Source organism: Thauera sp. ZXT1-4 (assembly GCF_052598215.2).
In genome coordinates this window covers 17,795-43,885 of sequence record NZ_JBQWSN020000014.1, presented here as the reverse complement: position 1 = coordinate 43,885, position 26,091 = coordinate 17,795, and the positions used below count along the sequence as shown (strand labels likewise).

At 68.2% G+C, this 26,091-nt stretch carries 22 protein-coding genes; 13 read left to right on the top strand and 9 right to left on the bottom strand.

All coding sequences use genetic code 11. The features are described 5' to 3' along the window. The first annotated feature begins 115 nt into the window (after positions 1-115). Together ACUH78_RS12070 and ACUH78_RS12065 are read left to right on the top strand one after the other, a co-directional pair. A complete protein-coding gene (locus ACUH78_RS12070; protein ID WP_418363530.1) occupies positions 116-1,864 on the top strand; it encodes a proline--tRNA ligase in 1,749 nt (582 codons plus the stop codon). Between the two features lie 16 nt (positions 1,865-1,880). Beyond that, complete coding sequence (locus tag ACUH78_RS12065) at positions 1,881-2,543, top strand: lytic transglycosylase domain-containing protein (RefSeq protein WP_418363531.1); 663 nt, start codon at positions 1,881-1,883, stop codon at positions 2,541-2,543. Between the two features lie 8 nt (positions 2,544-2,551). On the opposite strand, the gene ACUH78_RS12060 is transcribed toward ACUH78_RS12065, so the two are convergent. Continuing rightward, complete coding sequence (locus ACUH78_RS12060; protein WP_445333574.1) at positions 2,552-3,184, bottom strand: bactofilin family protein; 633 nt, start codon at positions 3,182-3,184, stop codon at positions 2,552-2,554. 409 nt (positions 3,185-3,593) lie between these two features. Between ACUH78_RS12060 and ACUH78_RS12055 the strand changes: the two genes are divergently transcribed. From ACUH78_RS12055 to ACUH78_RS12045, 3 genes are read left to right on the top strand one after another with little or no spacing between them, the layout of a single operon-like run. Next, positions 3,594-5,000 carry a sensor histidine kinase gene (locus ACUH78_RS12055; protein ID WP_445333573.1) on the top strand — a complete coding sequence of 469 codons (1,407 nt, stop codon included), beginning with the start codon at positions 3,594-3,596 and terminating at the stop codon, positions 4,998-5,000. Further along, positions 4,993-5,574 (top strand): hypothetical protein, encoded by a 582-nt coding sequence (locus ACUH78_RS12050; protein ID WP_445333572.1) that lies wholly within the window; start codon positions 4,993-4,995, stop codon positions 5,572-5,574. Before ACUH78_RS12055 ends, ACUH78_RS12050 begins: the two co-directional genes overlap by 8 nt. Then, positions 5,571-6,968, top strand: coding sequence for a sigma 54-interacting transcriptional regulator (locus ACUH78_RS12045; RefSeq protein WP_418363535.1), 1,398 nt, complete (start codon positions 5,571-5,573; stop codon positions 6,966-6,968). The genes ACUH78_RS12050 and ACUH78_RS12045 overlap by 4 nt, the downstream gene beginning before the upstream one ends. 3 nt (positions 6,969-6,971) lie before the next feature. Here the strand turns inward: ACUH78_RS12045 and tldD are convergent, their stop codons facing one another. The 3 genes from tldD to ACUH78_RS12030 all read right to left on the bottom strand — a co-directional run bounded on the left by tldD (position 6,972) and on the right by ACUH78_RS12030 (position 13,370). Next, on the bottom strand, positions 6,972-8,417 hold the full coding sequence (gene tldD, locus ACUH78_RS12040) for a metalloprotease TldD (RefSeq protein ID WP_418363536.1): 1,446 nt from the start codon (positions 8,415-8,417) through the stop codon (positions 6,972-6,974). A 133-nt stretch (positions 8,418-8,550) separates the two neighbouring features. Next, the gene (locus ACUH78_RS12035) at positions 8,551-9,375 is read right to left on the bottom strand and encodes a carbon-nitrogen hydrolase family protein (protein WP_418363537.1); all 825 of its coding nucleotides are present in this window, start codon (positions 9,373-9,375) and stop codon (positions 8,551-8,553) included. 101 nt (positions 9,376-9,476) lie between these two features. Continuing rightward, positions 9,477-13,370: a YhdP family protein gene (locus tag ACUH78_RS12030; protein ID WP_445333571.1), complete on the bottom strand. Its 3,894-nt coding sequence runs from the start codon at positions 13,368-13,370 to the stop codon at positions 9,477-9,479. A gap of 210 nt (positions 13,371-13,580) precedes the next feature. Between ACUH78_RS12030 and glnE the strand changes: the two genes are divergently transcribed. The 5 genes from glnE (at position 13,581) to ACUH78_RS12005 (ending at position 20,216) form a co-directional block, all read left to right on the top strand. Next, positions 13,581-16,289, top strand: coding sequence for a bifunctional [glutamate--ammonia ligase]-adenylyl-L-tyrosine phosphorylase/[glutamate--ammonia-ligase] adenylyltransferase (gene glnE, locus ACUH78_RS12025; RefSeq protein ID WP_445333570.1), 2,709 nt, complete (start codon positions 13,581-13,583; stop codon positions 16,287-16,289). A gap of 106 nt (positions 16,290-16,395) precedes the next feature. After that, a complete protein-coding gene (locus ACUH78_RS12020; protein ID WP_445333569.1) occupies positions 16,396-17,925 on the top strand; it encodes a CYTH and CHAD domain-containing protein in 1,530 nt (509 codons plus the stop codon). Positions 17,926-17,993: 68 nt separating this feature from the next. After that, the gene (locus ACUH78_RS12015) at positions 17,994-18,446 is read left to right on the top strand and encodes a SixA phosphatase family protein (RefSeq protein ID WP_418363541.1); all 453 of its coding nucleotides are present in this window, start codon (positions 17,994-17,996) and stop codon (positions 18,444-18,446) included. Positions 18,447-18,645: 199 nt separating this feature from the next. Beyond that, entirely contained in the window at positions 18,646-19,218 is a 573-nt protein-coding gene (locus ACUH78_RS12010) for a DUF2062 domain-containing protein (RefSeq protein WP_418363542.1), read from the top strand. A 50-nt stretch (positions 19,219-19,268) separates the two neighbouring features. Further along, positions 19,269-20,216: a hypothetical protein gene (locus ACUH78_RS12005; protein WP_418363543.1), complete on the top strand. Its 948-nt coding sequence runs from the start codon at positions 19,269-19,271 to the stop codon at positions 20,214-20,216. A gap of 87 nt (positions 20,217-20,303) precedes the next feature. Here the strand turns inward: ACUH78_RS12005 and mnmA are convergent, their stop codons facing one another. The 3 genes from mnmA to ACUH78_RS11990 form a co-directional block, all read right to left on the bottom strand. After that, positions 20,304-21,401, bottom strand: a complete 1,098-nt coding sequence (gene mnmA / locus ACUH78_RS12000) for a tRNA 2-thiouridine(34) synthase MnmA (protein ID WP_418363777.1) — start codon at positions 21,399-21,401, stop codon at positions 20,304-20,306. 16 nt (positions 21,402-21,417) lie between these two features. Next, positions 21,418-21,999 carry a hypothetical protein gene (locus ACUH78_RS11995; RefSeq protein WP_445333568.1) on the bottom strand — a complete coding sequence of 194 codons (582 nt, stop codon included), beginning with the start codon at positions 21,997-21,999 and terminating at the stop codon, positions 21,418-21,420. A 74-nt stretch (positions 22,000-22,073) separates the two neighbouring features. Continuing rightward, positions 22,074-22,535 (bottom strand): NUDIX hydrolase, encoded by a 462-nt coding sequence (locus ACUH78_RS11990; protein WP_418363545.1) that lies wholly within the window; start codon positions 22,533-22,535, stop codon positions 22,074-22,076. A gap of 217 nt (positions 22,536-22,752) precedes the next feature. On the opposite strand from ACUH78_RS11990, the gene ACUH78_RS11985 reads away from it, so the two are divergent. The 3 genes from ACUH78_RS11985 to ACUH78_RS11975 all read left to right on the top strand — a co-directional run bounded on the left by ACUH78_RS11985 (position 22,753) and on the right by ACUH78_RS11975 (position 24,427). Next, the gene (locus tag ACUH78_RS11985; RefSeq protein ID WP_418363546.1) at positions 22,753-23,673 is read left to right on the top strand and encodes a branched-chain amino acid transaminase; all 921 of its coding nucleotides are present in this window, start codon (positions 22,753-22,755) and stop codon (positions 23,671-23,673) included. A 24-nt stretch (positions 23,674-23,697) separates the two neighbouring features. After that, on the top strand, positions 23,698-23,898 hold the full coding sequence (locus ACUH78_RS11980) for a zinc-finger domain-containing protein (protein WP_418363547.1): 201 nt from the start codon (positions 23,698-23,700) through the stop codon (positions 23,896-23,898). Between the two features lie 91 nt (positions 23,899-23,989). After that, positions 23,990-24,427, top strand: a complete 438-nt coding sequence (locus tag ACUH78_RS11975; protein ID WP_418363548.1) for a YybH family protein — start codon at positions 23,990-23,992, stop codon at positions 24,425-24,427. 62 nt (positions 24,428-24,489) lie between these two features. Here ACUH78_RS11975 and rfbC read toward each other — a convergent pair whose 3' ends face one another. Both rfbC and rfbA read right to left on the bottom strand, forming a co-directional pair. After that, positions 24,490-25,038, bottom strand: coding sequence for a dTDP-4-dehydrorhamnose 3,5-epimerase (rfbC, locus tag ACUH78_RS11970; protein ID WP_418363549.1), 549 nt, complete (start codon positions 25,036-25,038; stop codon positions 24,490-24,492). Next, on the bottom strand, positions 25,038-25,922 hold the full coding sequence (gene rfbA, locus ACUH78_RS11965; protein WP_435749562.1) for a glucose-1-phosphate thymidylyltransferase RfbA: 885 nt from the start codon (positions 25,920-25,922) through the stop codon (positions 25,038-25,040). Before rfbA ends, rfbC begins: the two co-directional genes overlap by 1 nt. Between the last annotated feature and the right edge of the window lie 169 nt (positions 25,923-26,091).

Below are 26,091 nucleotides of genomic sequence, written 5' to 3'. Positions count from 1 at the left end.
AGCACACCACTGACGTGCATCGACTAAGCTCATGACGCACGGAGCGTTGCGCGGCGGTGCCATGCGCTAAAATCTCGCGCTCCTGTCCCACCAAGCCATACAGTCAAAGACCCTCATGCGCGCCAGCCAGTTCCACCTGTTCACCCTCAAGGAAGCCCCGTCGGATGCGGAAGTCGTCAGCCAGAAGCTGATGCTGCGTGCCGGCATGATCCGCAAGGTCGCCGCCGGCATCTACAGCTATATGCCGATGGGGCTGCGTGCCATCCGCAAGGTCGAGACCATCGTGCGCGAGGAGATGGATCGCGCCGGCGCAATGGAGCTGATCATGCCGATGGTGCAGCCCGCCGAGCTGTGGAACGAGACCGGGCGCTGGGACAAGATGGGCGACGAGCTGCTGCGCTTCAAGGACCGCCACGAACGCGACTTCGCACTGCAGCCCACCTCCGAGGAGGTCGTCACCGACATCGCGCGCCAGGAGCTCAAGAGCTATCGCCAGTTGCCGAAGAACTTCTACCAGATCCAGACCAAGTTCCGAGACGAACGCCGGCCGCGCTTCGGCATCATGCGCGGGCGCGAGTTCACGATGAAGGACGCCTACTCCTTCGACCGCAGCGAGGAAGCAGCAGGCCGCAGCTACGACATCATGTTCGCCGCCTACAAGCGCATCTTCGACCGCCTGGGTCTGGAGTACCGCGCCGTGGCGGCCGACACCGGTGCCATCGGCGGCGACCGCTCGCACGAGTTCCAGGTCATCGCCGACACCGGCGAGGACGCCATCGTCTACTGCCCCGACTCCGACTACGCCGCCAACATCGAGCTCGCCGAGGCCGTGTCTTTGCTCGCGCGCCGCGCCGAACCGGCCAAGGCGCTCGAGAAGACCCCCACACCGGGCAAGGCCACCTGCGAGGACGTCGCCAAACTGCTCGGTGTACCGCTCGCGACCACGGTGAAGTCGCTGGTGCTCGCCACCGACGACATCGACGAAAAGGGCAAACCCGCTGGCGTCACCGTGTGGCTGCTGCTGGTGCGCGGCGACCATGCGCTGAACGAGGTCAAGGCCGGCAAGCTGGAAGGCCTGAAGGCGGGCTTCCGCTTCGCGACCGAAGCCGAGATCCTCGAGCACTTCGGCTGCAAGCCGGGCTATCTCGGCCCCCTCGGCCTGAAGAAGCCGGTCAAGGTCATTGCCGACCGCACCGTCGCCCACATGGCCGATTTCATCTGCGGCGCCAACGACGCGGATTTCCACTTCACCGGCGTCAACTGGGGCCGCGACCTGCCCGAGCCCGACCTGGTCGCCGACCTCCGCAACGTGGTCGAAGGCGACCCCAGCCCCGACGGCAAGGGCGTGCTCGCCATCCAGCGCGGCATCGAGGTCGGCCACGTGTTCTACCTCGGCACCAAGTACTCCAAGGCGATGAATGCCACCTTCCTCGACGAGGACGGCAAGCCCAAGCACTTCGAAATGGGCTGCTACGGCATCGGTGTCACCCGCATTCTGGGCGCCGCGATCGAGCAGAACCACGACGCCCGCGGCATCCTCTGGCCGCGCGCGATCGCGCCCTTCGAGGTGGTGATCTGCCCGGTGGGCTGGGGCAAGTCCGAGGCCGTGCGCGACGAGGCGCAAAAGCTCTACGACGCGCTTATCGCCGCTGGCGTGGACGCCATCCTCGACGACCGCGACGAGCGTCCCGGGGTGATGTTCGCCGACTGGGAACTGATCGGCGTGCCGCACCGCGTCACCATCGGCGACCGCGGCCTCAAGGAAGGCGTGGTCGAGTACCAGGGCCGGCGCGACGCCGAAGCGGTCAAGCCGCCCGCCGGGGAAATCCTGGGCCATGTGCTCGAGCGCCTGAACCAGGGCTGAGCGCGGGAAGATCCGCATGCGCCCTTTACCCGCCCCGTTCCGCCAGTTCGCCGCCGCATGTGCGTTCGCGGTGGCGGCCGGCGGCGCACACGCCGGGGCGCAGCAGTACGAGCCCATGGCCGCGAGCGTACGCGCCGCGCTATATGCCGCAGTCAGCGATGCCGCGGCACCGACGCTGCCGATTCCGGATGCTGGCGAGCGCGCGCAATGGCTCGCCGAGATGTCACGCCGGCTGGCGAAGCGCATCCCGGACGAGGCCTACCGCACGGAACTCCTCACCAGCATCCACTACGAGGCCACCCGTGCCGGGCTGGACCCGCAGATGGTGCTGGGCCTGATCCAGGTCGAGAGCGCCTTCCGGAAATACGCGATCTCGTCGGCAGGTGCACGCGGCTACATGCAGGTGATGCCATTCTGGATCAAGGTCATCGGCCGCGAGGACGACAACCTCTTTCACATGCGCACCAACCTGCGTTACGGCTGCACCATCCTGCGCCACTACCTCGACATCGAGAAGGGTGACCTCTTCCGCGCCCTCGGCCGCTACAACGGCAGCCTGGGCAAACCGCAGTACCCCAACCTCGTGCGCACCGCCTGGGAAAAGCACTGGACCTGGACGCCTCAGCAACTCGCCGCGGCGGTCCGCCCCCCGCCCAACGAGGCCACCCGATCTCGCTGAGTGTCGCCTCAGCCCGCCACGGCGGCGAGTGGGCGCGGCTCGGCAGGTTTGCCTTCGATCGCGCGCAACCCCTCCTTGGCGACGGCGCTCAGCGCCTGCACATCGCCCGACAACTCCCCGCCTTCCTCGATCAGGATCTTGCCGTAGCGGATCTTGCCGCTCACGCGCCCGGTGGCGTGAATCAGCAGTTGCTTGCGCGCCGTGAGCTCGCCCTCAAAGTGGCCGTGGATCTCGGCAATGTCGATGCCGACCGTACCCTTGTAGGCGCCCTTCTCCGCGATGCGCAGCACACGGCTGTCCATCGTGGCCTCGACCCGACCTTCCACCACCAGCGTGTCGCAATCCAGGATCTCGGCGCCCTTGAGCTTTACCTCCGGGCCAACGATCAGGCGGCTCTCCCCCGTGCCCTCTGCGGCAGGCGCACCCGCCTTTTCCTCCAACCGCTCGCCGACGTCGTCGCGCCCAGCCGTGGTGCCTGTTTGCGGGCTGGTGCGGGCGGTCTCCGGCGTGGCCGCGGAAGACTGGCGCTCACCGAAAGCCGTCGCTGAACTGGCAGCGGTGCCGCTCCCCGCCGGGCGCCCGTTGCTGCGGCTGGAGGCGGTTTCGCTGCTTTTGTGGAACAGATTGGGCTTGTTGAACATGATTTCTCCTTGAGTCGGGGCTGCAGCCCTGGCGCTACAGACCATACCCTTCTAGCAAACACCATGCCTGCGCAGAAATCGGCATTGTGCTCAGATACTTGGCAACCGCAGTCCGGCGCGGGACGGAGCCTCATCCAGGCTGCAGGGGAAGAACTGTCGGGCGATGGCGACAGTTTTTCTGCGTGGACACGCAAGCCGCTGAAGCGCCCGCGCTTGCACATGTCGCCCGCAGGCGACACCCGCACGGCGCTTACGTTGGCTTGCATTTGCACGCTCTGCCCGGGGCGTTTCCTGGCCTAGACTCGCGCGGGTCGGCTGCTCCAGCGCCACTCGATCGTCATGAATCGAACGAAGCGTGGAGTGGGCGCGCGTTCAAGCAAACCCCACCGTTTTCCGCAGAGCAGCTTCCATGCCACGCCTGTCCTTCCGCGCCATCCTGTTGCTTGGCTTCCTGCTGGTGGCCGGCATCCTGAGCACCATCACGGTGAGTGGGTGGCTGAGCATCGAAGCCCTGGCCCACCGGATCCATGATGAAAACCACACCGCGCTGACGCTGAGCGCCGCTACCGCAAGACTGTCCGAGCGCAGCGTCGATCTCGAGCGCGCGGCGCGCCAGTTCATCGTGCTCGGTGACCACGCGCTCGTCGAGCGCTTCCAGGTAGCGCTCGACGACGCCCAGATCACGATCGCCACCCTCGAATCCAGCGCGGGAAGCCCTTCCGGGCCCCTCGCTGCCTGGCGTGAGGCCGCGATGCGCATCCACCGCGCCATCCTCGCCGGACAGGGCGGCGCCCCCATGCCACTCCTCGACGAGGACTTCACCGCCCTGTCCGTACAGGCCGCAGCGCTGGACCGGCAGCTGCGCGCAAACCTCGCGCAGCGCAACCAGGCGCTGTTGCAGTCCCTGGACGCAGCCCGCGACAGCGTGATCCTCCAGATTGCCATCGCGCTCACCGTCTCCGCCCTGCTCGCCGCGGCGAGCGCCTGGTGGTTGCTGCGCCCCCTCGTGCGTATCGAACAGGCGATCGGCGCGCTCGGCGAGAACCGGCTCAGTGAGCCGATCCGCATCGCCGGCCCGGCCGACCTGCGCCAGCTCGGCGAACGCCTCGACTGGCTGCGCCTGCGCCTCGCCGAACTGGAAGCGAACCGCAACCGGGTGCTGCGCCACGTCTCGCACGAGCTTAAAACCCCGCTGGCCTCGCTACGCGAAGGCATCGCCTTGCTCTCCGACGGCGTGCTCGGCGAGCTCGACGCGCGCCAGCGCGAGGTCGCGAGCATTCTGGAACACAGTACGCAGGCGCTGCAGTCACGCATCGAGCAGCTCCTGCAATACAACGCGAGCCAGTTCGATGCGCGCAGGCTGGATCTGCGTGACACCGCCCTGCTGCCGCTGCTGCGTGAGGTCGGCGCCGAACAGCGCCTGCTTGCCGAGAGCCGGGAGGTCAGCATCCATGTCCGTGGCGACGCCCCGGCCGTGCGCGCCGATGCCGGCAAGCTGCGCATCGCCTTCGCCAACCTGCTGACCAACGCCATCGCCTTCAGCCCGATGGGCGGGCGCATCGAACTGCTCGCCGGCAGCGACGGCGAACAGGTCGTCGTCGACTGTCTGGACGAAGGACCGGGCATCGACCCCGACGAACTCGAACGCGTATTCGAACCCTTCTATCAGGGACGCCACAATCCCCCCGCCCCGGTCCAGGGCAACGGGATCGGCCTGGCCATCGTGCGTGAATTCGTCACGGCCCACCAGGGCAGGGTACGTGCTCTCCCGAGCGCCTGCGGGGCGCATTTCCGAATCGAGCTGCCATATGCCTGAACAGCACCGTGCCCGCCTCACCGGCCACCGCCTCACCGGCCACCACCTCACCGGCCACCGCCTCACCGGCCACCGCCGCCCCGCCACGCTCCTGCTCCGGGCCACGGCGATGGCCTGCATCTCCCTGGCCGGCTGCACCGGCCTCCACGATCGCACGACATCCCCCGGGGCAATCGTCACCGCGCCCGCCGACACCAGCGCACATGAAGCCGCCCAGGAGCGTCTGCATACCGCAGTGCAGGCTCTGCAGCCCGGACAGGCGCGGCTGCAGCAGGCCCGCCGTGCGCTCGAAGGCCTGCTCGCCGATGGCAGCACCGAAGCCCGCGCGCACCACCCCTACGCGCGCGCGCTGCTCGAGCAGATCCGCGAGCGGCAACGCCTGATCGCACACAACGAGCAGCTCGTACGCGAGCGCGACGCGGCCATCGCCGACCGGGACGCAAGGGCCCAGGCGCTGGAGGCGGCGCTGGCAGAAGCCCTGCTCGCGCGGGACGCACTCCAGCACAAGCTCGACGCACTCGGCGAGATCGAACGCCGTCTTCCGGCCCCGGCCACACCCGGACTCGATCGATGAGCGTCGAACTCGCAGGCCGACGGGGTACAACGCAGACGCGCGCGCGCTTGCTGGTGGTCGACGACGACCCCGATCTGCTGCGGCTGCTCGGCATGCGGCTGCGCGCCAGCGGCTATCAGGTGGTCAGCGCCGAGAATGCGGCACAGGCACGCGCGCACCTGAGCATCGACCGCTTCGACCTCGTGCTCAGCGACGTCCGACTGCCGGATGGGGACGGACTGGCGCTGTTCCGGGACATCCGCGCCCAGCACCCTGCACTGCCCGTGATTCTGCTCACCGCGCACGGCAGCATCCCGGACGCCGTCGAGGCCACCTCACACGGCGTGGCCGGCTACCTGACCAAGCCTTTCGACAGCCGCGACCTGCTGCAGCGCATCGCGCAGGCCCTGTCGCACGGCACCCCGGCCGATCAGAGCCCGGCCCAGGTCGATGCCGGCTGGCGTGCGGACATCATCAGCCGCAGCACACGCATGCACGCCCTGCTCGACGAGGCCCGGCTGGTCGCAGCCTCCGACGCCAGCGTGCTGATCCGCGGCGCCAGCGGCACCGGCAAGGAAGTGCTCGCCCGCGCCATCCACCTTGCCAGCCCGCGCGCCGCCGCGCCCTTCATCGCGATCAACTGCGGCGCGATCCCCGAGCCCCTGCTCGAGTCCGAGCTCTTCGGCCACGTGCGCGGCGCCTTCACCGGGGCGAGCACTGCGCACACCGGCCTGGTCCAGGCCGCGCATGGGGGCACGCTGTTCCTCGACGAGATCGGCGACATGCCGCCCGCGCTGCAGGTCAAGCTGCTGCGGGTACTGCAGGAACGCGCGGTACGACCGGTCGGCGCCACACACGCCCAGCCGGTGGACCTGCGCATCCTGTCCGCAACCCATCGCGATCTCGATACCGCGCTGAGCGAGGGGCAGTTCCGTGAGGATCTGTACTACCGCATCAACGTGGTGAGCCTGGAGTTGCCCACGCTGGCCGAGCGCCGCGAGGACATCCCGCTGCTCGCCGCGCACTTCCTGCGCGGCCTGGCGCAGAAATACGGCAAGCGCTTGGGCGGCTTCGCGCCGGAGGCGCTGGAGGCGCTGAGCACCGCCCCCTGGCCGGGCAACGTGCGCCAGCTGCACAACGTCGTCGAGCAGGTGTGCGCGCTTGCAACCACGCCCGTGATCCCGCGCGCCCTGGTTGAGCGCGCGCTGCGGGTGCAACCGATCGAGGCACTCGGCTACACCGAGGCCAAGCGTCGCTTCGAACACAACTACCTGATCCAGTTGCTCAAGCTCACCGCGGGCAACGTCTCCGACGCAGCGCGCCTGGCGGAGCGCAACCGCACCGAGTTCTACCGCCTGCTGCAGCGCCACGGGCTCACGCCCGGCCTCTTCCGCGAGGGGCCGCCGGCTCCCTGAACCTCAGGCCGTCCCACCCACGGTCAGGCCGTCAATGCGAAGGGTCGGCTGGCCGACGCCCACCGGCACGCTCTGGCCGTCCTTGCCGCAGGTGCCCACGCCCGGGTCGAGCGCCATGTCGTTGCCGACCATCTTCACCTTGGTCAGCGCATCCGGCCCATTACCGATCAGCGTCGCACCCTTGACCGGGCGCGTGACCTTGCCGTTCTCGATCAGGTACGCCTCGGAGGTCGAAAACACGAACTTGCCCGAGGTGATGTCCACCTGACCGCCGCCGAAATTGGCCGCATACAGCCCCTTCTTCACGGACTTGATGATCTCCTGCGGGTCCCGGTCGCCGTTGAGCATGTAGGTGTTGGTCATGCGCGGCAACGGCAGGTGGGCAAAGGACTCGCGCCGGCCGTTGCCGGTGAGGCCCATGCCCATCAGACGCGCGTTCATCATGTCCTGCATGTAGCCGGTGAGGACGCCGTCCTCGATCAACACGGTACGCGCGGTAGGGTTGCCCTCGTCGTCGATCGAGAGCGAACCGCGACGGTCGGGCAGCGTACCGTCATCGACCACGGTGACGCCCTTTGCGGCCACCTGCTGGCCGATCCGCCCCGAAAACGCCGAGCTGCCCTTGCGGTTGAAATCACCCTCCAGGCCATGACCGATCGCCTCGTGCAGCAGGATGCCCGGCCAGCCCGGCCCGAGCACCACCGGCATGGTGCCGGCCGGTGCGGGATCGGCGCCCAGGTTCACGCGCGCCTGGTGCACCGCGGCCTGCGCATACTCCTGCAGGCGCTCGTCGGTGAAAAAGCCGTAGTCGTAGCGCCCGCCGCCGCCGGCGCTGCCCTGCTCGCGGCGACCGTTGTCCTCCATGATCACGGTGATCGACACACGCACCAGCGGGCGCACGTCGGCGGCCTGGTGGCCATCGCTGCGCACCACCATCACCACCTCCCAGGAGCCGGCGATGTGCGCCATGACCTGGGACACACGCGCATCCGCATCACGGGCGAACCCCTCCAGGCGCTCAAGCAGCCGGACCTTGGCGGTATCGTCCAGCGAGTCGAGCGGATCATCGGCGCGGTACAGGCGGGTGCGCAGCTTGTGCGGCCGGATGCCGACCTCACGCTGCTCCCCCGCCGCGGCGATCGCGCGCGTGGCGGTGGCCGCGTCGATGAGGGCGTCGACCGAAATGTCGTCGGAGTAGGCGAAGGCGGTCTTCTCGCCGCTGATCGCACGCACACCCACACCCTGCTCGATATCGAAACTGCCCGACTTGACGATGCCCTCTTCCAGACTCCAGGCCTCGGAGCGCTGGTACTGGAAGTACAGGTCGGCAAAATCGATGTCGTGCCGCATCAGCTTGCGGAAGGTCTTCTCGAGTTCTGCCCCGCCCAGGCCGTAAGGCGACAGCAGGTAACGGTCGGCGACCTTGAGGGGGTTCTGGCTCTTGCTCATCGGAATTCCTTGTTGTTCATGCCGGCTTCGACCGGCACGCGACGAAAACGATCATCCAGCGCTACCCACCGCTCACGCGAGCGGCCGTCAACGCATAGGTACTGGCCGGGCGCACGCGCCGTCACCGCGCGGCTCAGCCCAATCGCCGATGCGCCAGCGCCGGGAGACTCTCACGGACTGCGGCGATTCTGGCCGGATCCAGCGCGGCGAGCACCACCCCCGGGCCTTCCTCGCGGCAGGCGAGCACCTCGCCCCAGGGGTCGATGATCATGGTGTGCCCCCAGGTCACGCGTCCGCTCGGGTGCCTGCCACCCTGCGCAGGCGCCATCACGTAGCACTGATTCTCGATCGCGCGCGCGCGCAACAGCACCTCCCAATGTGCGCGGCCGGTGGTGTGGGTGAAGGCCGCGGGCAGCACGATCAGATCGACCGGTCCCATGGCACGGAAGAGTTCGGGAAAGCGCAGGTCGTAGCAGACGGAGAGTCCGACCCGACCGAAGGGCGTGTCGAAGCAACGCACCGCATCGCCCGCCTCGATCGTGGCGGACTCGTCATAACGCTCTTCGCCGCGCTGGAAGCCGAACAGGTGAATCTTGTCGTAGCGCGCGACCTGCCGGCCGCAGTCATCGAACACGAGGGTGGTGTTGCGCACCTTTTCCGGCGCGCCGGACTCGAGCGGGATGGTGCCGCCCACCAGCCACACACCATGGCGCCGCGCCATATCGGCGAGGAAGTCCTGCAGCGGCCCGCCATCCGCGCGCTCACGGATGCGCACCTTGGCGCCCTCATCGGCGCTGATGAGCGGGAAGTACTCCGGCAGCGCGACCAGCCGCGCGCCCGCCGCGGCGGCCTCGGCCACCAGGCCGGCGATCTGTTCCAGGTTGGCCTGTACATCGGGGCCGGATACGGTCTGGATGGCTGCGATGTGCACGGTCGAAGCGGGAGTCTGCTGCGTCATTTCGGTGCTCAATTGCAAACGGTTGGCCTGGCGAAGTTCGCGAGAAGAGGATGGGCCGGAACGGCCCGGGAAACGGGATCGGCAAGGTCTGCACACGATGCCTACTGCGCCGGCCGCGCCTCGGCACCGGTCCGTCGCGCCACCAGCGGATCACTCCAGCTGCCGGTGATCGAATACTCGAAGGTGAAGAGCTTCTCGATCGGATCGCTCAGCACCTTCTGCGCGAGATAGGTCACGACCCCCACGGCCGGGTTCAGCAGCCCCGCCGCTGCACCAATCGCCACCGATTCGGACAGGGTCGGCTGGACGAACACCTGCAGATCCTGGGTTTCGGCGACCACGTCCGCCGTGCCGCTCATGCGCACCCGCGCCGCGGGCCCGCGGATGTCGAGGTCGTCGGTACGCAGGACACCGGAAGCGAGTTCGATGCTACCGGAAATGCGGTCGAAGGCGAATCCCTCCGAGAACACGTCACGGAAATCGAGCGTGATCCGGCGCGGCAGGGACTGCAGGCTTAGGATGCCGAGCAGACGCCCGACGCCGGGCTCGAGCTTGTTGAACTGCCCGGCACCCGTCTCGAACTGGAGCGCACCCGAAAGCGTCGGATGGTCGATGCGCGTAGGCGCCCCGCGCCAGGCAAGGCGGCCGGACAGATCGGCGGCGCCCCCGCGCACAACGTCTGCGTAGCCCAAGCGGCGCACCAGCTGCCCCATGCTGGAAGTCGAGAGGGTGAATTCGAGCTGCGTACGTTGCAGGCCCGATGACCGCCATTCACCGTGGCCGACCACCCGGCCATCCTCGTTGTCGAGCGCAAGGCGCTCGAGCTGCCACAACCTGCCGCGGTTGCGGGCAAGGAGTTCCAGCCGGCCGAGTTCCAGTCCGTCGAGCACGAAACGCTCGGCGACGATGTCAAGCGCAGGCAGACTGCCCGGGTCGCGCCCTTCTGCCGCCACCTCGTCCCCAGCAGGCTCTGGCTCGCCATCCGCCACGGCTGCGTCCTCCGTGCCCTTGCGCGCATCCGCACCGCGCACCAGGCTCAGGTGGCGGAAGCGCGCCAACAGCGCGCCGCTGCCCGCATGGCGCCAGTCGAACTCGCCATCGGCGACATCGCTCTCAAGGCGCGCCTTCCACCCCCCGGCGTCCGCCGTGGCGCGCAGATCGACCGCCTTGAGGGTCTGCCCGAGAACGCTCAGCTCATCCGCCGCCAGGGCAACTTCCGACCACGCAGGCACCTCGCCGATCGCAGGCATCTCGCCGCCCCCCGATTCAAGCGCCCGCTGCCAGGCATCGAGGTCGAGCCGGTCGAGCACGGCCGCAATGCGCACCCCGTCGGCCGAAGCCGGTGGTGCATCGACCGTCGCCCGCCCCAGCGCTACACCGCCACGCAGCGCGGGGTGCGCACCCTCCTGCCGGCTGAGGGCCGCGCGCAGCAGCGCGCCTGCGCGCAAGGCGTAGGTTTCAGCCGCATCAGGCCCGGAATGCTCGAAGCGGAACTCCGTCGCCCATGCCTCACCGGCCGATTTGTTCAGCGGCGCAGGCAGGCTGGAGGACAGACCGACGAGATCGGAGCTCACTTCGACCTGCGTACCCTGCCCCTGCACCGAAACCGCGGCCTTCCAGCCCACATCCCCCGAGATTGCGTTGAGCAGGTGCAGGTCGTAGGCCGCGCGTACCGCATCGGCGCCTGCCCTGCCGCTGGCTTCGAAGCGGACGCCGCCGTCCTTCAGCGTTTTCGCGACCAACCGCAGCGGGTGTCCGAACAAGCGGGCACGCGCCTCGGGGATGGAGAGCGAATCCCCAGTAAACCGGATCTGCCCCGCCGCACCCTCAAGTGCAGGCAACGCCTCCAGCAGGCGGATGCGGTTGCCGGCAAAGCGGAAATCTCCACCCACGCGGGTCTCGGCAACCGCGTGCAACGGCATGTCCAGTTCGAGCGCGAGCACCCCCTCGCCCTGGGCGGCGATACCTGCAGTGAACCGGCCCACGCGCCGGGCGACCGGGCTCTCGGCCACGAAGCGCAGAAAATCTGCAGTCGCGCCGGCTGCTTGCCCCCGGATCTGCATGACGGGCGTCGGCCGCGCATCCAGGTCAGGGATCTCGGCCACCACATCGCGCAGCGCGACCCCGAGGATCCTGCCCTGGCTTGCCGCCATGCGCATGCCCGCTGCCTCGAAGCGAAGCTCGCCGGCGATGCCCTCGATACCGGGCCAGCCCGGCGCGTAGTCAAGCACGGCATCGGTAATCCGCACCGTGACCAGGAACTGTCCACTGCCATCGCGGAAAGGAAAATCCGACAGGGCGCCCTTCAGCCGCAGGCGCGCCTCGGGCACCGTCGCCTGACGGATCGCATGCTGCACCCATGCCCGTGTGTGCGCATTGACCACGCTGGGCAGATAGCGCCAAACCGAGGTGCCCTCGGCCCGGTGCAGTCTGGCCTGCAGGTCGATCTCGCCCGCCCCGCCATCGGGCCAGTAACGACCCGATGCGCTGCCCGCCGCGTCAGCGTTCTCGAACTCGGCTCCGTCCAGCACCACCTCCAGCCTGCCTTCACGCTGCGACCAGCCACCATCGGCACGGAAACGCGCGAAATCGAGCCGCCCCTGTTCGAACACGGCCGGTAGATCGATGTGCATGTCCTCGCCGTCGAGACGGAAGCGGCCACGTTCGCCATCCCCCTCGACACTTCCCGACAGACCGCCCATGCCAGGAAGATTCGCCTGCGCCCGCACCCCCAGCCCCTCGAACCGTGCCGCCAGCGCCCAGTGCGCGGGCGCCGCGGCGGGGCCCTGCCACGACAGACGCAGGTCGTTCACCCGTCCGCGAGGCTCGAAGCCCGCCAGGCGTGCGCGCACCCCCTCGTCGAGCGGCAGGTGTGCGGCAAGCGCCGCCAGCGCGGCGAAATCGAGCCGGTTTGCGCGCAACTGCCCGCCCGCCGCCGCAGCGCCATCCTCCTCGCCGTGCGCGAGCTCGAACATCAGGTCGGCGGGGGCCAGGCGCAAGCCCGCGTCCTGCTCCAGCGCCAGCGCATGTGTGCTCACCCGCCAATGCTTCGCATCACGCGCAAGGCCCAGCCTGCCTTCCAGCCGCTTCAGCGCCAGTTCAGACAGCCCTTCGGCGAGCCGGGTGCGCACGCCGTAGAGCGCGAGATCCGCAGTAAGCGCAAAACCTCCCCTTCCGTCCGCATCGATCCAGGCCCGCGCCGCGCCGCGGCCGTCGAGCGGCAGGGGATAGTCGAGCCATGGCCGCCATGCACCGAGCTCGGCCTCGTCCAGCGCCACATGAAAACTGCCGCGAACGTGCGCGAGCGGCGCGCGCGCGCCGCCAGTCAGATCCAGTTCGCGCACCTCGGCACGTACGCTCAGGCGCGCTGCGATCGCGGGGGGAGGTTCGGCCTCGAACGCCATGCGCGTGGCGAAGCCGCGCCGGTCAAGACGAAACGACACCTTGTCGAGCACGAGCAGCGGCGCGGCCCGGGTCTCGTCCTCCCAGCTCAGCCGCGCGCCATGGATGAAGATCTGGCGCTGTGCGAACAGCCATTGCAGCCCCGCGCCATCCGGCCCGCCTCCACGAACAGGCACGCCGGCGACATGCAGCATGCCTTCTGCATCACGGCGCAGCGCAAGCTCGGGGGCGACGATTTCCAGGCGGTGGAAATAGGGCCGCAGGCGAAGCAGCGAGCTCCACGCCAGCGTGGCATCGACCGCCCGCAGGGTGAGCGCGGGCCGGCCGTCGACGTCGGCGATGCCGATGTCGGCCATGCGCAGGCGCGGACGCCACCCCGCCCAGCCGCCCTCAAGCTGGCCGATGGAGACCGGCAGGCCGATCTGCGCCGCCAGCGCACGCTCGATCGGCCCGCGAAACTCGCCCACCGCGGGCAGCAGGACATGGCGCGCCACGAGCATCAGCGAAGCCCCGGCACACCACAGCAGCACGAGTGCGAACGCAGCGCGCGCGAACGCACGGCGCAGCCGCTCCGCCGTGCGCGGAGGCGACACCGAAACCGCCACGGGGGGCGGAGGAGCTGCGGCCGAGCCAGAATCTTGCGTGTTCAGGGAAATGCTCGATAGCTGTGTGGCACATCGCCACGATCGTCATGCCGGCCGGCTGCGCGGGCGGATAAAATGGACGTCTCTGCGGTACCGGCGGGCATTGCGCCGGAACGGCCGCATTCTACCAACGATCCGCGTCCGCACTGGAGCCACGCCATGTCCACCCTCCCCAGCGCCAGCGCGCCAGGCCTGCCCCCGGAAGTGCAGCAGGCCCGGCGCATGTCGCGCTATCTGTCGCGCATGCTCGACAGCCAGCCCTGGCTCGGACCCGCGCTGGTCGCGAGCATGTCGGCACCGATCGGCGAAGCCCAGATGCAGCGCTTCATTGCCGAACGCGAGCAGGTGCACGGCGGTGGGGACGCCGCGTTGCGCCCCGCCCTGCGCCAGTTGCGGACCTGGGTGCTGTGCCACCTCATCGTGCGCGATCTGGCGCTCGCCGCCCCGCTGGCCGAGGTCACCCAGACCATGACGCTGCTCGCCGAAACCGCGATCCGGCACGCACACGACGTGCTGCACGCTGGACTCGTCGAGCGCTACGGCCAGCCGCTCTCACCCACCGGCTGGGAGCAGGAGCTGCTGGTGATCGGCATGGGCAAGCTCGGCGGGCGAGAGCTCAACGTGTCCTCGGACATCGACCTGATCTTCGTCTACCCGGAAGACGGCGATACCGGCGGCAAGAAGGTCATCAGCAATTTCGAGTTTTTCGAGCGCCTCGGCAAGCAGCTCATCCAGGCCCTGGCCGAGATCACCGAGCACGGCCAGGTGTTCCGGGTCGACATGCGTCTGCGCCCGAACGGCGACTCCGGCCCGCTGGTGTGCTGCTTCGACATGCTGGAGAACTACTTCTTCACCCAGGGCCGCGAGTGGGAACGCTACGCCTGGATCAAGGGGCGCGTGCTGCTCGGTCAGCGCTGGCCCGAGCTGCGCGACATCGCCCGTCCATTCGTATTCCGCAAGTATCTCGATTTCGGCGCGATCAACGCGATGCGCGACCTGCATGCGCAGATCCGCCGCGAGGTGGCTCGCCGCGACCGGGTGAACAACGTCAAGCTCGGCCCGGGCGGCATCCGCGAGATCGAGTTCATCGCCCAGGTGTTCCAGCTCATCCGGGGCGGCCGCGACATCGCGCTCCAGGTGCGCCCAACGCTCAAGGTGCTCGAAATGCTCCCCGAACGCGGCATTCTCTCCCCCGAGGCGGTGGCCGAGCTGTCCTCGGCCTACGTCTTCCTGCGCCGACTCGAGCATCGGTTGCAGTACCTCGACGACGCACAGACGCACGATCTGCCCGCAAACACGGAAGACCAGGCGCGGATCGCGGAGGCCATGGGTTTCGCCGACTACCCTGCCCTGCAGACGGTGCTTGCGGCACATCGCACGGTCGTGAGCCGCCACTTCGACCATGTGTTCGGCGATCCGTCGGAAGAGGATCACAGCCTGGACGCCGTGTGGTCCAACGCGGAGGACCGCGACGCAGCAACCGATGCGCTTGCGGGGCTAGGCTACCTGCATCCCGGCGCCGGCGCCGAGCGTCTCGCCGCAATCCACGCCAGCCCGCGCTACCGCCAGCTGCCCAACAACATCAAGAGCCGCTTCGACGCGCTGGTGCCGCGCATGGTCGAGGCCGCAGCCACCAAGCCCGGAGCGGACGACACCCTGGCGCGGATGCTCGACCTCATCGAGGCAATCGGCCGCCGCGGCGCCTACCTCGCGCTGCTGCAGCAATACCCGCAGGCGCTGCAGCGCGTCGCCGACCTGATGAGCGCATCGCGCTGGGCGGCACAGTTCCTCACCCGGCATCCCATCCTGCTCGACGAGATGCTCGATTCGCGCAATCTCGACACGCCCCCGGACTGGGCCGCCTTCCGCACCAGCCTGGCCGCCGAGCTGGAGACGCTCGAACCCGACATGGAGCGCCAGATGGACGTGATGCGCGAGCAGCACCACGCCCAGGTGTTCCGCCTGCTCACGCAGGACATCGCTGGCCTGCTCACGGTGGAAAAGCTCGCCGATCACCTCTCCGAGCTCGCCGACATCATGCTCGATCTCACGCTGCCGCTGTGCTGGCGTCGGATCAAGATCCGCCACCGCGAGGCGCCGCGTTTCGCCGTCGTCAGCTACGGCAAGCTCGGTGGCAAGGAGCTCGGCTACGCCTCCGACCTGGACATCGTTTTCCTCTTCGACGACGACGCGCCCGAAGCCCCCGAGGTCTACACGCGGCTCGCGCAGCGCACCAACACCTGGCTCTCCAGCCAGACCGCCGCCGGCCAGCTCTTCGATACCGACCTGCGCCTGCGTCCGAACGGCGAGTCCGGCCTGATCGTCACCTCCCTGGACGCCTTCCGCAAGTACCAACGCGAATCGGCCTGGGTGTGGGAGCACCAGGCGCTGACCCGGGCCCGCTTTTCCGCGGGCGACCGCGCCATCGGCGAGGCCTTCGAGCGCATCCGCTGCGAGGTGCTGCGCATGCAGCGCGACCGCAATGCGCTGCGCGCCGAGGTGCTGGCGATGCGCAACAAGATGCGCGATGCGCACGGCAGCAAGGGGGATGGCACATTCGAACTGAAGCACGATCCGGGCGGCCTGATCGACGTCGAGTTCCTGATCCAGTATCTGGTGCTGGGCTTCAGCCACGACCACCCGCAACTGACCGGCAACCTCGGCAACATCGCACTGCTGCGCATCGCCGGCGAGCTCGGCCTGATCCCCCGCGAACTGGCCGCCGCCTGCGCCGACAGCTATCGCGAACTGCGTCGCCTGCAGCACCGCCAGCGCCTGAATGACCGCCCGTCGCGGGTGGTACCCGAAGAAGCCGGGCACGCACGCGCCCCGGTGATCGCCCTGTGGCGGGAGGTGTTCGGCGAGTGAATGCCGAACGCGGACGCGTATGTCACGAAACCGAGCATGACGCACCACAACGGGGCGTCTAGAATTCAGGCGCCCTTTCTTCCGACGCCCCCACGGGGCGATCACCATGAGCCACGAGATCGAACTCAAGCTTGCCCTGCCCCACCGCGCACTGCCCGCACTCCGGCGCCATCCGCTGGTGAGCGCCGCGCAGAAGCTTGGCAACGCGGTGACGCTGGACAACACCTATTTCGACACCCCCGCGCTGCAACTCAAGGCACGCAAGGTGGCGCTGCGCATCCGCCGCCAGGGACGTCGCCAGTTACAGACGGTCAAGTGTGCCGCGGTGTCCAGTGGCGGCCTGTCCCAGCGCCCGGAGTGGGAGCAGGACTACACCGGCGCGTTCGATTTCGGCGCGATCGACCAGCCCGAAGCGGCACAGTTGCTCGCGCGCCACCACGACGCGCTGGTGCCCGTGTTCACCACGCGTTTCCGGCGTGAAACGCGCGTGTACAGCCCGCGCGAAGACCTGCGCATCCTGATGATGATCGACACCGGCGAGGTGAGCCTGCACACACCCGACGGCGTTGAGCGCAGCGCCCCCATCTGCGAGCTCGAACTCGAGCTCGAAGCCGGGCAGCCGCTGGACCTGATCGAACTCGCCGAAACCCTCGCCAGCGACCTGCCGCTGATGCCTGCGGACCTCTCCAAGGCAGAGCGCGGCTACCGGCTGTTCCTCGGCACGCCGTCCACTGCAGTGCGTGCCGAGCCGTCCGCGATCGACGCCACGCAGAACGCGGTCGATGCCTTCCGCACCCTCGCCTTCTCCTGCGTCCGTCAATGGCAGGCCAACGCTGCCGGTGCGCTCGAGCACACGGACCCGGACAGCATCGCAGCCGATTTCATCCACCAGCTGCGCGTATCGCAGCGCCGCCTGCGCGCCCTGCTCAAGCTCTTCGCGCCGGCGCTGCCGGCCACCTTCGTCGCAGACTGGAGCGTGCGCCTGCGCGAGAACGCCAACCGCTTCGGCGACGCCCGCGACCTCGATGTGTTCCACGCCGAACTGCTCGCCCCGGTCGCCCCCGAGGGCCTGGCCGACGAGGCCTCCTTCTCGGCCCTGGCCAACACCGTCCGCCGCGCCCGTGAGGAAGCGCGCGCACACGCCTGTCACAACCTCGATATGGCCACCCAGGGCCGCCTGCTGCTCGGACTCACAGCCGACCTCCACCGCCTCACCATCGACAGCCTGATCCAGGCGGCCGACCTGCGCACCTTTGCGCGTCTGCGCCTGGACCGGCTGCGCAAGCGCACGCGACGGCTCGCAGCGGCGGCCGAGACCCTCGAGCCGACCCGTCTCCACGCGCTGCGCATCGGATACAAGCAACTGCGCTACGCGGTGGAGTTCTTCGCCCCGCTGTTCCCCGCACGGGCGGTGCGGCGCTATCTGGAAGCGGTCGTGGTCGTCCAGGACACACTCGGCTTCCTGCAGGACGTCGACGCTGCACAGCAGCGGCTCGCCGCCTGGGTGGCGGCAGACGCGCGCCTCGCTCCGGCAGCCGCATTCGTGCTGGGCTGGCACGCCGCGCGGTATGCACGCCTGCGGCGGCGTGCGCTGCGCGAGAGCGCACCGCTGCTGTCGGGCAGGAAACCCTGGTAGGCTTCCCCGTCATCAAGCTGCAACAGCCATAGACGAAGATGTCGGCCCTCTCCACCCGGAAGCACGACATGGACCTCCTGCTCTGGCGCCACGCCGAAGCCTTCGACGGCACGCCCGACCACACGCGCGAGCTCACGCCCCGCGGCCACAAGCAGGCGCGACGCATCGCGCAATGGCTGGACGAGCACCGCCCGAAGCAGCTCAAGGTCCTCGCCAGTCCCACGGTGCGCACCCGGCAGACAGCCGCCGCATTCACCGACAGCTTCCAGATCGTCGCCTCGCTCGGGCCGGATGGCAACGTGCCCGACCTGCTCGCCGCCACCGGCTGGCCGGACGCCAGCAGCGCAGCGCTCGTGGTCGGCCACCAGCCCGCGCTCGGCCGCCTGGCGGCCCTGCTGCTCTCCGGCCACGAGGCGGACTGGACGATCAAGAAGGGCGCACTGTGGTGGTTCACCAACCGCGTCCGCGAAGGCGAAACCCAGACCGTGCTGCGCGCAGTGATCCCGAGCGACCTCGCCTGACACGCCTGCTTGCCCTCGGCACCGCGGGGCAGGGGGAAACCCTGCTGCAGGCGTGTGAATTTCTCACGGCGGGAACGGTCACATCGACGGATAATCAGCACCTTGCAGCCGCCTGCGACCGTTTCGTACGGCCATGCGGCGCTACGCTTGTGCTTTGCGGCGCAATGCGTAAGATGCCGCTTTCTGCCCGGACCGGAACATGCTCGAACGCCTTCTGCCCACCCGTGAAAAAATCACGCAAAGCCGGCTCCTGCGCTGGCTGGGGCCGCGCGTTCACGATCCGCTGCTGTGGCATGTGAATCGGCGTTCGGTCGCGCGTGGGGTGGCCATGGGGGTGTTCTTCGGGCTCATGATCCCGATCGCCCAGATCCCGGCCGCCGCGGTCGCCTCATTGTTGCTGCGCGGAAATCTGCTCATCGCTGCGGCATCGACCCTGGTCAGCAATCCGCTGACCTACGGCCCGATCTACTACTTCGCCTATCGCCTGGGTGCGGGCATCATCGGCACGCGCACCCCGCCCGACCTTACCCCGGAAGACGTCGAACGCCCCCTGCGCATGATCGACTCGCTGAACCAGGCGTGGAACTGGGTCACCGGCATCGGCCAGCCACTGCTCGTGGGCATGGTCATCATGGCGGCTACGGGCGCCATCCTCAGTTACTGGGGTACGCAACTCTTCTGGCGCATCCGGGTGAGCGCAAAATGGCGCAAGCACCGGCGCGCACGCCAGATCCGCGCCGCCGCCCGGCAGGGCGCTATTGGAGGCGCCTGAACAGCGGCGTATCCTTCGACCTCTCCCACACGCTCAGGCCTCACACCGCTATGGAAGAGCTCATCCCCGACGGCACCGTCAAGATCATCGACGGTGTTCGGCGCATTCATTACGACGGCTACTGGCTCAAGGTCTACGAGCCGCCGGCGGACTCCCTCGACGCCAAGAAGAAGCTCATCCAGGCGCTGACGCGCCGCCTGTTCAACCACGTCGAGCACGGCATCAACATTCCCGGCAGACGCCTGGACGACGCGCGCCAGTCCTACGCGTCGGAGCAGGACCCCGAGCGCAAGCGCGTCAAGGGCGCGATGTACGCAGGCGCGCTGTTCAACCGCGCCACCGACATCTTCACCAAACTGGTCGAACTGCAGGAACTCGGCGTCGAGATCGCCACCGACAACCCGCTGATGCGCGAGTGCGGGCGCTGCCTGCAGGAGGCCCTCACCCTCGGTCGCCTGGTGCTGCACCGCAGCGGCGAGGAAGGCATCGACGAGCTGTGGGGCGAGCCCTTCCGCGCCTTCTCGATCCCGGTCGAAGCCTTCTACGAGAGCCGCTACATCAAGATCGCCCAGGCGCTGCGTGAGATCGACCGCATCGGCGCGATCATGGCGACCACGTTTTCCGCGGCGCCGCTGTTCGACAACCTCGCCCCGCTGGTGTACGAATTCACCCGCATCGCCAAGATCAAGTGCGAGACATTGCGCACCGACCCCGACATCTTCGACGTGTGGGCTGACTTCGTCGTCGCCTCGGAACATCTGGGCGCGGTCTCTGCGATGCTGTCGCCAGCAGCCAGCGAGCATGAACGTCAGCTTGCGGCGGACGGCCTGCGTCTGATCCTGCACGGACGCAACCTGGTGACCGACATCACACGGGCGCGCGTCACCATGCCCAAGAGCGCGCGCGAATACATCGCACGCTGCGAAACCTACGCCGCGCGCCTGCAGGCGCTGGCACATCCGCCGCTGGCCGTGGCCGGCGGGCCACTGCCCGCCTGAGATTCACCCCGTCCTGCGATGTGCGCACGGGGGATGCCGCGCTGGCCCGGGGCCAGCGCGGTCGCTCGAACGACCTGGCCCCGGGCCTCAGACGATGATGCCGCCGCCCAGGCAGACCTTGGACTCATACACCACCACGCTCTGACCCGGCGTCACCGCCCACTGTGGCTGGGCGAATGCGATCTCGGCACGCCCTTCGGCGATGCGGTCGATCTCGCACGCCTGGTCCGGTGTGCGGTAGCGTGGTTTGGCCGTGTAGACCCAGTTGGTGTGCGGGTCGCGGCCAGCGATCCAGTTCAGGTCAGTGGCCACCAGGCGGTCCTTGAGCAGCGCCGGGTGGTCGTGGCCCTGCACCACGTAGAGCAGGTTGGCCTTCACGTCCTTGCCTGCGACATACCAGGCGTCGTGCTCGCCGGCCTCGTCCTGGTTGCCCTTGAGGCCGCCGATCATGAGCCCCTTGCGCTGGCCGATGGTGTGGTACATCAGGCCCTGGTGCTCACCCAGCACGCGCCCGTCGTCGAGCGCGCGGATCTCGCCCGGCTGCGCCGGCAGATAGCGCATCAGAAACTCGCGGAACGGGCGCTCGCCGATGAAGCAGATGCCGGTCGAGTCCTTCTTGGCTGCGACGTGCAGCCCGGCCTGCTCGGCGCGCCGCCGCACCTCGCGCTTGTACAGCGTGCCGAGCGGAAACATCGTCTTCGCCAATTGCTCCTGGGTCAGGCGGTAGAGGAAATAGCTCTGGTCCTTGGTGCCGTCCTCGGCCTTGAGCAGTTGGTATTCGGTGCGGCCATCGTTGGTCCATTCGCGCACCTGGGCGTAGTGCCCGGTGGCGATGCGCTCGGCGCCCATCTTCATGGCGTGATCGAGGAAGCAGCGGAACTTGATCTCGGAGTTGCACAGCACATCCGGATTGGGCGTGCGGCCGGCCTCGTATTCGCACAGGAAGTCGGCGAACACGCGGTCCTTGTACTCGGCGCTGAAGTTGACCACCTCGAGGTCGATACCGATGACGTCGCACACCGAAGCCACATCGACCAGATCCTGCCGCGTCGAGCAGTACTCGGAATCGTCGTCATCCTCCCAGTTCTTCATGAACAGGCCGGTCACCTGGTAGCCCTGCTGCTTGAGCAGCAGCGCCGTCACCGACGAATCGACCCCGCCGGACATGCCGACCACCACCTTCATGCCATTTCCGTCCTGCTTACTGGACATTCGGTCCACCTCCATTGAGCCATTCCACGAGCGGCAGCACCACCGCCGGCTCGCCATTGTCGCCGAACCAGCTGTCGACGACATACGCGTTGGCGGGCGGCGCGCCATCCGCACCGCCCGGATTCGGACCGGCCTTCTCCACCGACCGCTCCTCGATCACTGCGCTGAAATGCTGGAAGATGAAGCGCGTACGCCGCGCTGGCTCCGCCACACGGTGGAAGCGCAGCCAGCCTCTCGCCTCCAGCAGCCTCAGCAGGCGCGTGGTGGAGGTCGCATGGTCGATGCAGTCCATGCGCCCCTCCACGCCGCCATCCAGGTAATTCCCCGCCCGGTCCGCGGCGACCGGGCTCTGCGTCGCAGCGATCCGGTACAGCATGCCGATCTCCCCTGCGAGGCGGGCGCGCTCTTCCTCAGCGTTCGCGGCCTGTCCCAGCCGCGCACCCAGGCGCAGCAGCCGGGCGCGGTGAAACCGCACCTCAGCTTCGCGACTGCAGCCGTAGTTGTAGCAGATGCTCACCTGAGCGTGCTCCCCGGCCCGCACGCTCACTGCCCCTTCCACCCCTTCTTCCATCGCTCCCGCCCCCTCCGGCCAGGCCGCGGCCGCGCATGCCGGCACAAGGACAAGCAGCAATGCCGCGACGCGCATCAGGCCGACGCGCAGTGATGCACCAGTGACACCGGATGGCGCTGCCCGGCACGCCAGTCCTCGATGCACTGCAGGATCAGCGGACTGCGATGCCGGTCCGCGGTCGCGCGCACCTCGTCCAGCGTCATCCACACTGCACGCACAATCCCCTCGTCGAGCGCGCGGCCGTCCTCCACCCCTTCGACCCGCCCACCGTAGGCGAAACGCAGGTAGGTGATATCGCCCTGCGGCCGGGTCCACTGGTAGACCCCGACCAGATACTCCGGGACGAAGCGGTGCGCGGTTTCCTCCAGCGCCTCGCGGACTGCAGCATCGAGCAGCGACTCCCCCTCCTCGAGGTGACCGGCGGGCTGATTGAAGCGCAGGCCCTCTGGGGTTTCCTCCTCGACGAGCAGGAAACGGCCATCACGCTCGATCACCGCCGCGACGGTGACGTTGGGTTTCCAGGGTCGTTCCTTCACGTTCGGCTCCAGCCACGACAAGCGCCGCATTCTACCGCGGGGCGCGCACGACGCATGCGCGAGCAGGCGCCGCAGAACGCGCCAGGCAACGAGCGGGCGCACGCGGCACGCGTCGCAGGCGGCGCTTTACGCTAGAATTTGCGGGTTCTGCGACGGCCTCACCCTCCGGCGCGACCGACACCATCCAGCGAACCTATTTCAGGCGGAGATCTTCATCATGTCCATGGCTGACCGCGACGGCTTCATCTGGCAGGACGGCAAGCTCGTCCCGTGGCGCGAGGCGACCACGCACGTCCTCACCCACTCGCTGCACTACGGCCTCGCAGTATTCGAGGGCGTCCGGGCCTACAACACCGTCAGCGGCACCGCGATCTTCCGCCTGGCCGAGCACACCCAGCGCCTGATCAACTCCGGCAAGATCTACATGATGGACATCCCCTACTCCAAGGATGAACTCATGGAGGCACAGAAGGAGGTCGTGCGCGCGAACAAGCTCGAGTCGTGCTATCTGCGCCCGATCGCCTTCTACGGCTCGGAAAAGATGGGCATCTCCACCGTCGGCGCCACCGTGCATGTGGCGATCGCCGCCTGGCCCTGGGGCGCCTACCTGGGCGAGGAAGGCCTGCAGAAGGGCATCCGCGTAAAGACCTCGTCCTACACCCGGCACCACGTCAATTCGACGATGCCGCGCGCCAAGCTGGCTGCAACCTATCCGAACTCGATCCTCGCCAACCTCGAAGTCACCCGCATGGGCTACGACGAGGCGCTGCTGCTCGACAACCAGGGCTTCGTCGCCGAAGGCGCGGGCGAGAACCTCTTCATCATCAAGGACGGCCGCATCTACGAGCCCGAGATCGCCTCGGCGCTGACCGGCATCACGCGCGACTCGATCCATGCCATCGCACGCGAACTCGGCTATGAGGTCGGCACCAAGCGCCTCACGCGTGACGACATCTACCTCGCCGACGAAGCCTTCTTCACCGGCACCGCCGCCGAGGTCACGCCGATCCGCGAACTCGACGACCGCAAGATCGGCGAAGGCAAGCGCGGTCCGATCACCGAGAAGATCCAGTCGCGCTTCTTCGACGTCGTCAATGGCCGTGCGCCCGAGTACGCGCACTGGCTCGCCCACGTCTGATCTCCACGCACCGAGGATTGCGACATGGCTGAAACCGCCAACAAGCCCCACGCCATCATGGTCACGGCCAAGGACCTGCCGCTGCACTGCCCGCCCCCGGGCGCGCCGCTGTGGGCCCGCCACCCGCGCGTGTTCCTGGACGTCCTGAAGACCGGTGAGGTCGTCTGCCCATACTGCAGCGCCCAGTACGTCTTCAACGGCGAGCGCCCCAAGGGCCACCACTGAACCCGGCGGCTCGGCCGCGGTCTGTCCTGCACACGGGGGCTTCGGCCCCCGTGCCTTTTCATCGCCCCCAGAACATCGTCGACAAAACTCCATGCCTGCAGAGAGCACAGCCCACTTCACCACGCCACTCGAAGCCGAGGCCGCGTTCTACCGCGCGCTGGCCGAAGGCAACCTCGACGCGCTGATGGCAGTGTGGTCGGAAGAGGAAGAGGTCGTCTGCGTCCACCCCGGTGGCCCGCGCATCGTCGGCCTGGCCGCCGTGCACGAAACCTGGCGGCGCATCCTTGCCGGCGGCACGCGCATCGAGATCGAGGTGAGCCATGCCGTGGGCAGCGCGAGCGCGACCATGGCCATGCATTGCGTCATCGAGCGCCTGACCGTACCGGGGCAGGGCAGCCGCAACGCCTCACTCGCGGCCACGAACGTTTTCGTGCGCGGCGCCCATGGCTGGCGCATGGTGCTGCACCACGCCTCGCCGGTGCAGGAACAGTCCGACTTCGGCGACCTTTCGCCCAGAGTGGTGCACTGACGACGGCCAGCGCGGCTCGAAGCGGGCGTTCAGTGCGCGCCCATCGCGGAGTCAGCCCTCGCTCAGCCTTCATACACCTCAGCTGCAGCCAGGCTCTGGCCCAACCGGTCCTTCGCCGACAACAGCGGCGCCCCCTCCAGCGGCCAGTCGATACCGATCTGCACGTCGTCCCAGGCGATGCAGCGCTCGTGCTCGGGGGCGTAGTAGTCGGTCGTCTTGTAGAGGAAGTCGGCCGACTCGCTCAGCACCAGGAACCCGTGCGCGAAGCCGGGCGGGATCCACAGCTGGCGGTGATCGTCCTCGCTCAGCTCGACCCCCGCCCAGCGCCCGAAGCGCGGCGAGTTGCGGCGCAGGTCGACCGCCACATCGAACACCCGGCCGCGCACCACGCGCACCAGCTTGCCCTGTGGCTGCTGCAACTGGTAATGCAGGCCGCGCAGCACACCGCGCGCCGAGCGCGAATGGTTGTCCTGCACGAAATCAAGGTCGAGCCCGGTCAACTCGCTGAAGCTGCGCGCGTTCCAGCTTTCGAGGAAGAAGCCGCGCGCATCCCCGAACACCTTCGGCTCGAACAGAAGCACCTCGGGCAACACGGTCGGTGTCGCCTTCATCAGAACACCCGATCTTCGAGCAGCCGCAGCAGATACTGGCCGTAGCCGCTCTTGGCCAGCGGCTGAGCGAGCGCGCCCAACTGCACCGCATCGATCCACCCTGCCCGCCAGGCGATCTCTTCCGGGCAGGCAATCTTCAGCCCTTGCCGTTTCTCGATGGTCTGGATGAACATTCCGGCCTCGAGCAGGCTCTCGTGCGTGCCGGTATCCAGCCAGGCATGGCCACGGCCCATCACCTGCACATCGAGCTCGCCGCGCTCCAGATAGATGCGGTTGAGGTCAGTGATCTCCAATTCACCGCGCGTGCTCGGAGCCAGATTGCGCGCAAACCCGGGCGCCTGCCCGTCGTAGAAATAGAGTCCGGTCACGGCGTAACGGCTCTTGGGGCGGGCCGGCTTCTCCTCCAGGCTGATCGCGCGCCCTTCGGCGGAGAACTCCACCACGCCATAGCGCTCGGGATCGTGCACCGGATAAGCGAATACCGTCGCCCCTTCGGTACGCACGGACGCCGCCCGCAGTTCGGAAGCGAAGTCGTGGCCGTAGAAGAGGTTGTCGCCCAGCACCAGCGCTGACGGCGACCCGTCCAGAAAGGGCTCGCCGATGACCAGCGCCTGGGCAAGTCCGTCCGGGCTGGGCTGCACCGCATACTGCAGCTTCAGCCCCCATTGGCTGCCATCCCCCAAAAGCTGCTCGAAGCGCGGCGTGTCCTGCGGCGTGGAGATCAGCAGGATTTCACGGATCCCCGCCAGCATCAGCGTGGCGAGCGGGTAATACACCATTGGTTTGTCGTAGACCGGCAGCAACTGCTTGGAAACCGCCAGCGTGGCCGGATGCAGCCGGGTGCCGGAACCCCCGGCGAGAATGATGCCCTTGCGTGTCGTCATCGGAAGAGGTCTTTCAAGAGAATGAAGTGCGTATGCCGCTGCGCGAACAGCCGGACCGCAATTGTAGACGCTGCGCATGCGCGCCGCCGCAATGCGGCATAGAATTCGCCCCGCGTCCGCCAGTCCCTTCCTGCAGGGACAGGACCGCCGGAGCCGCCAGTCCCGAATC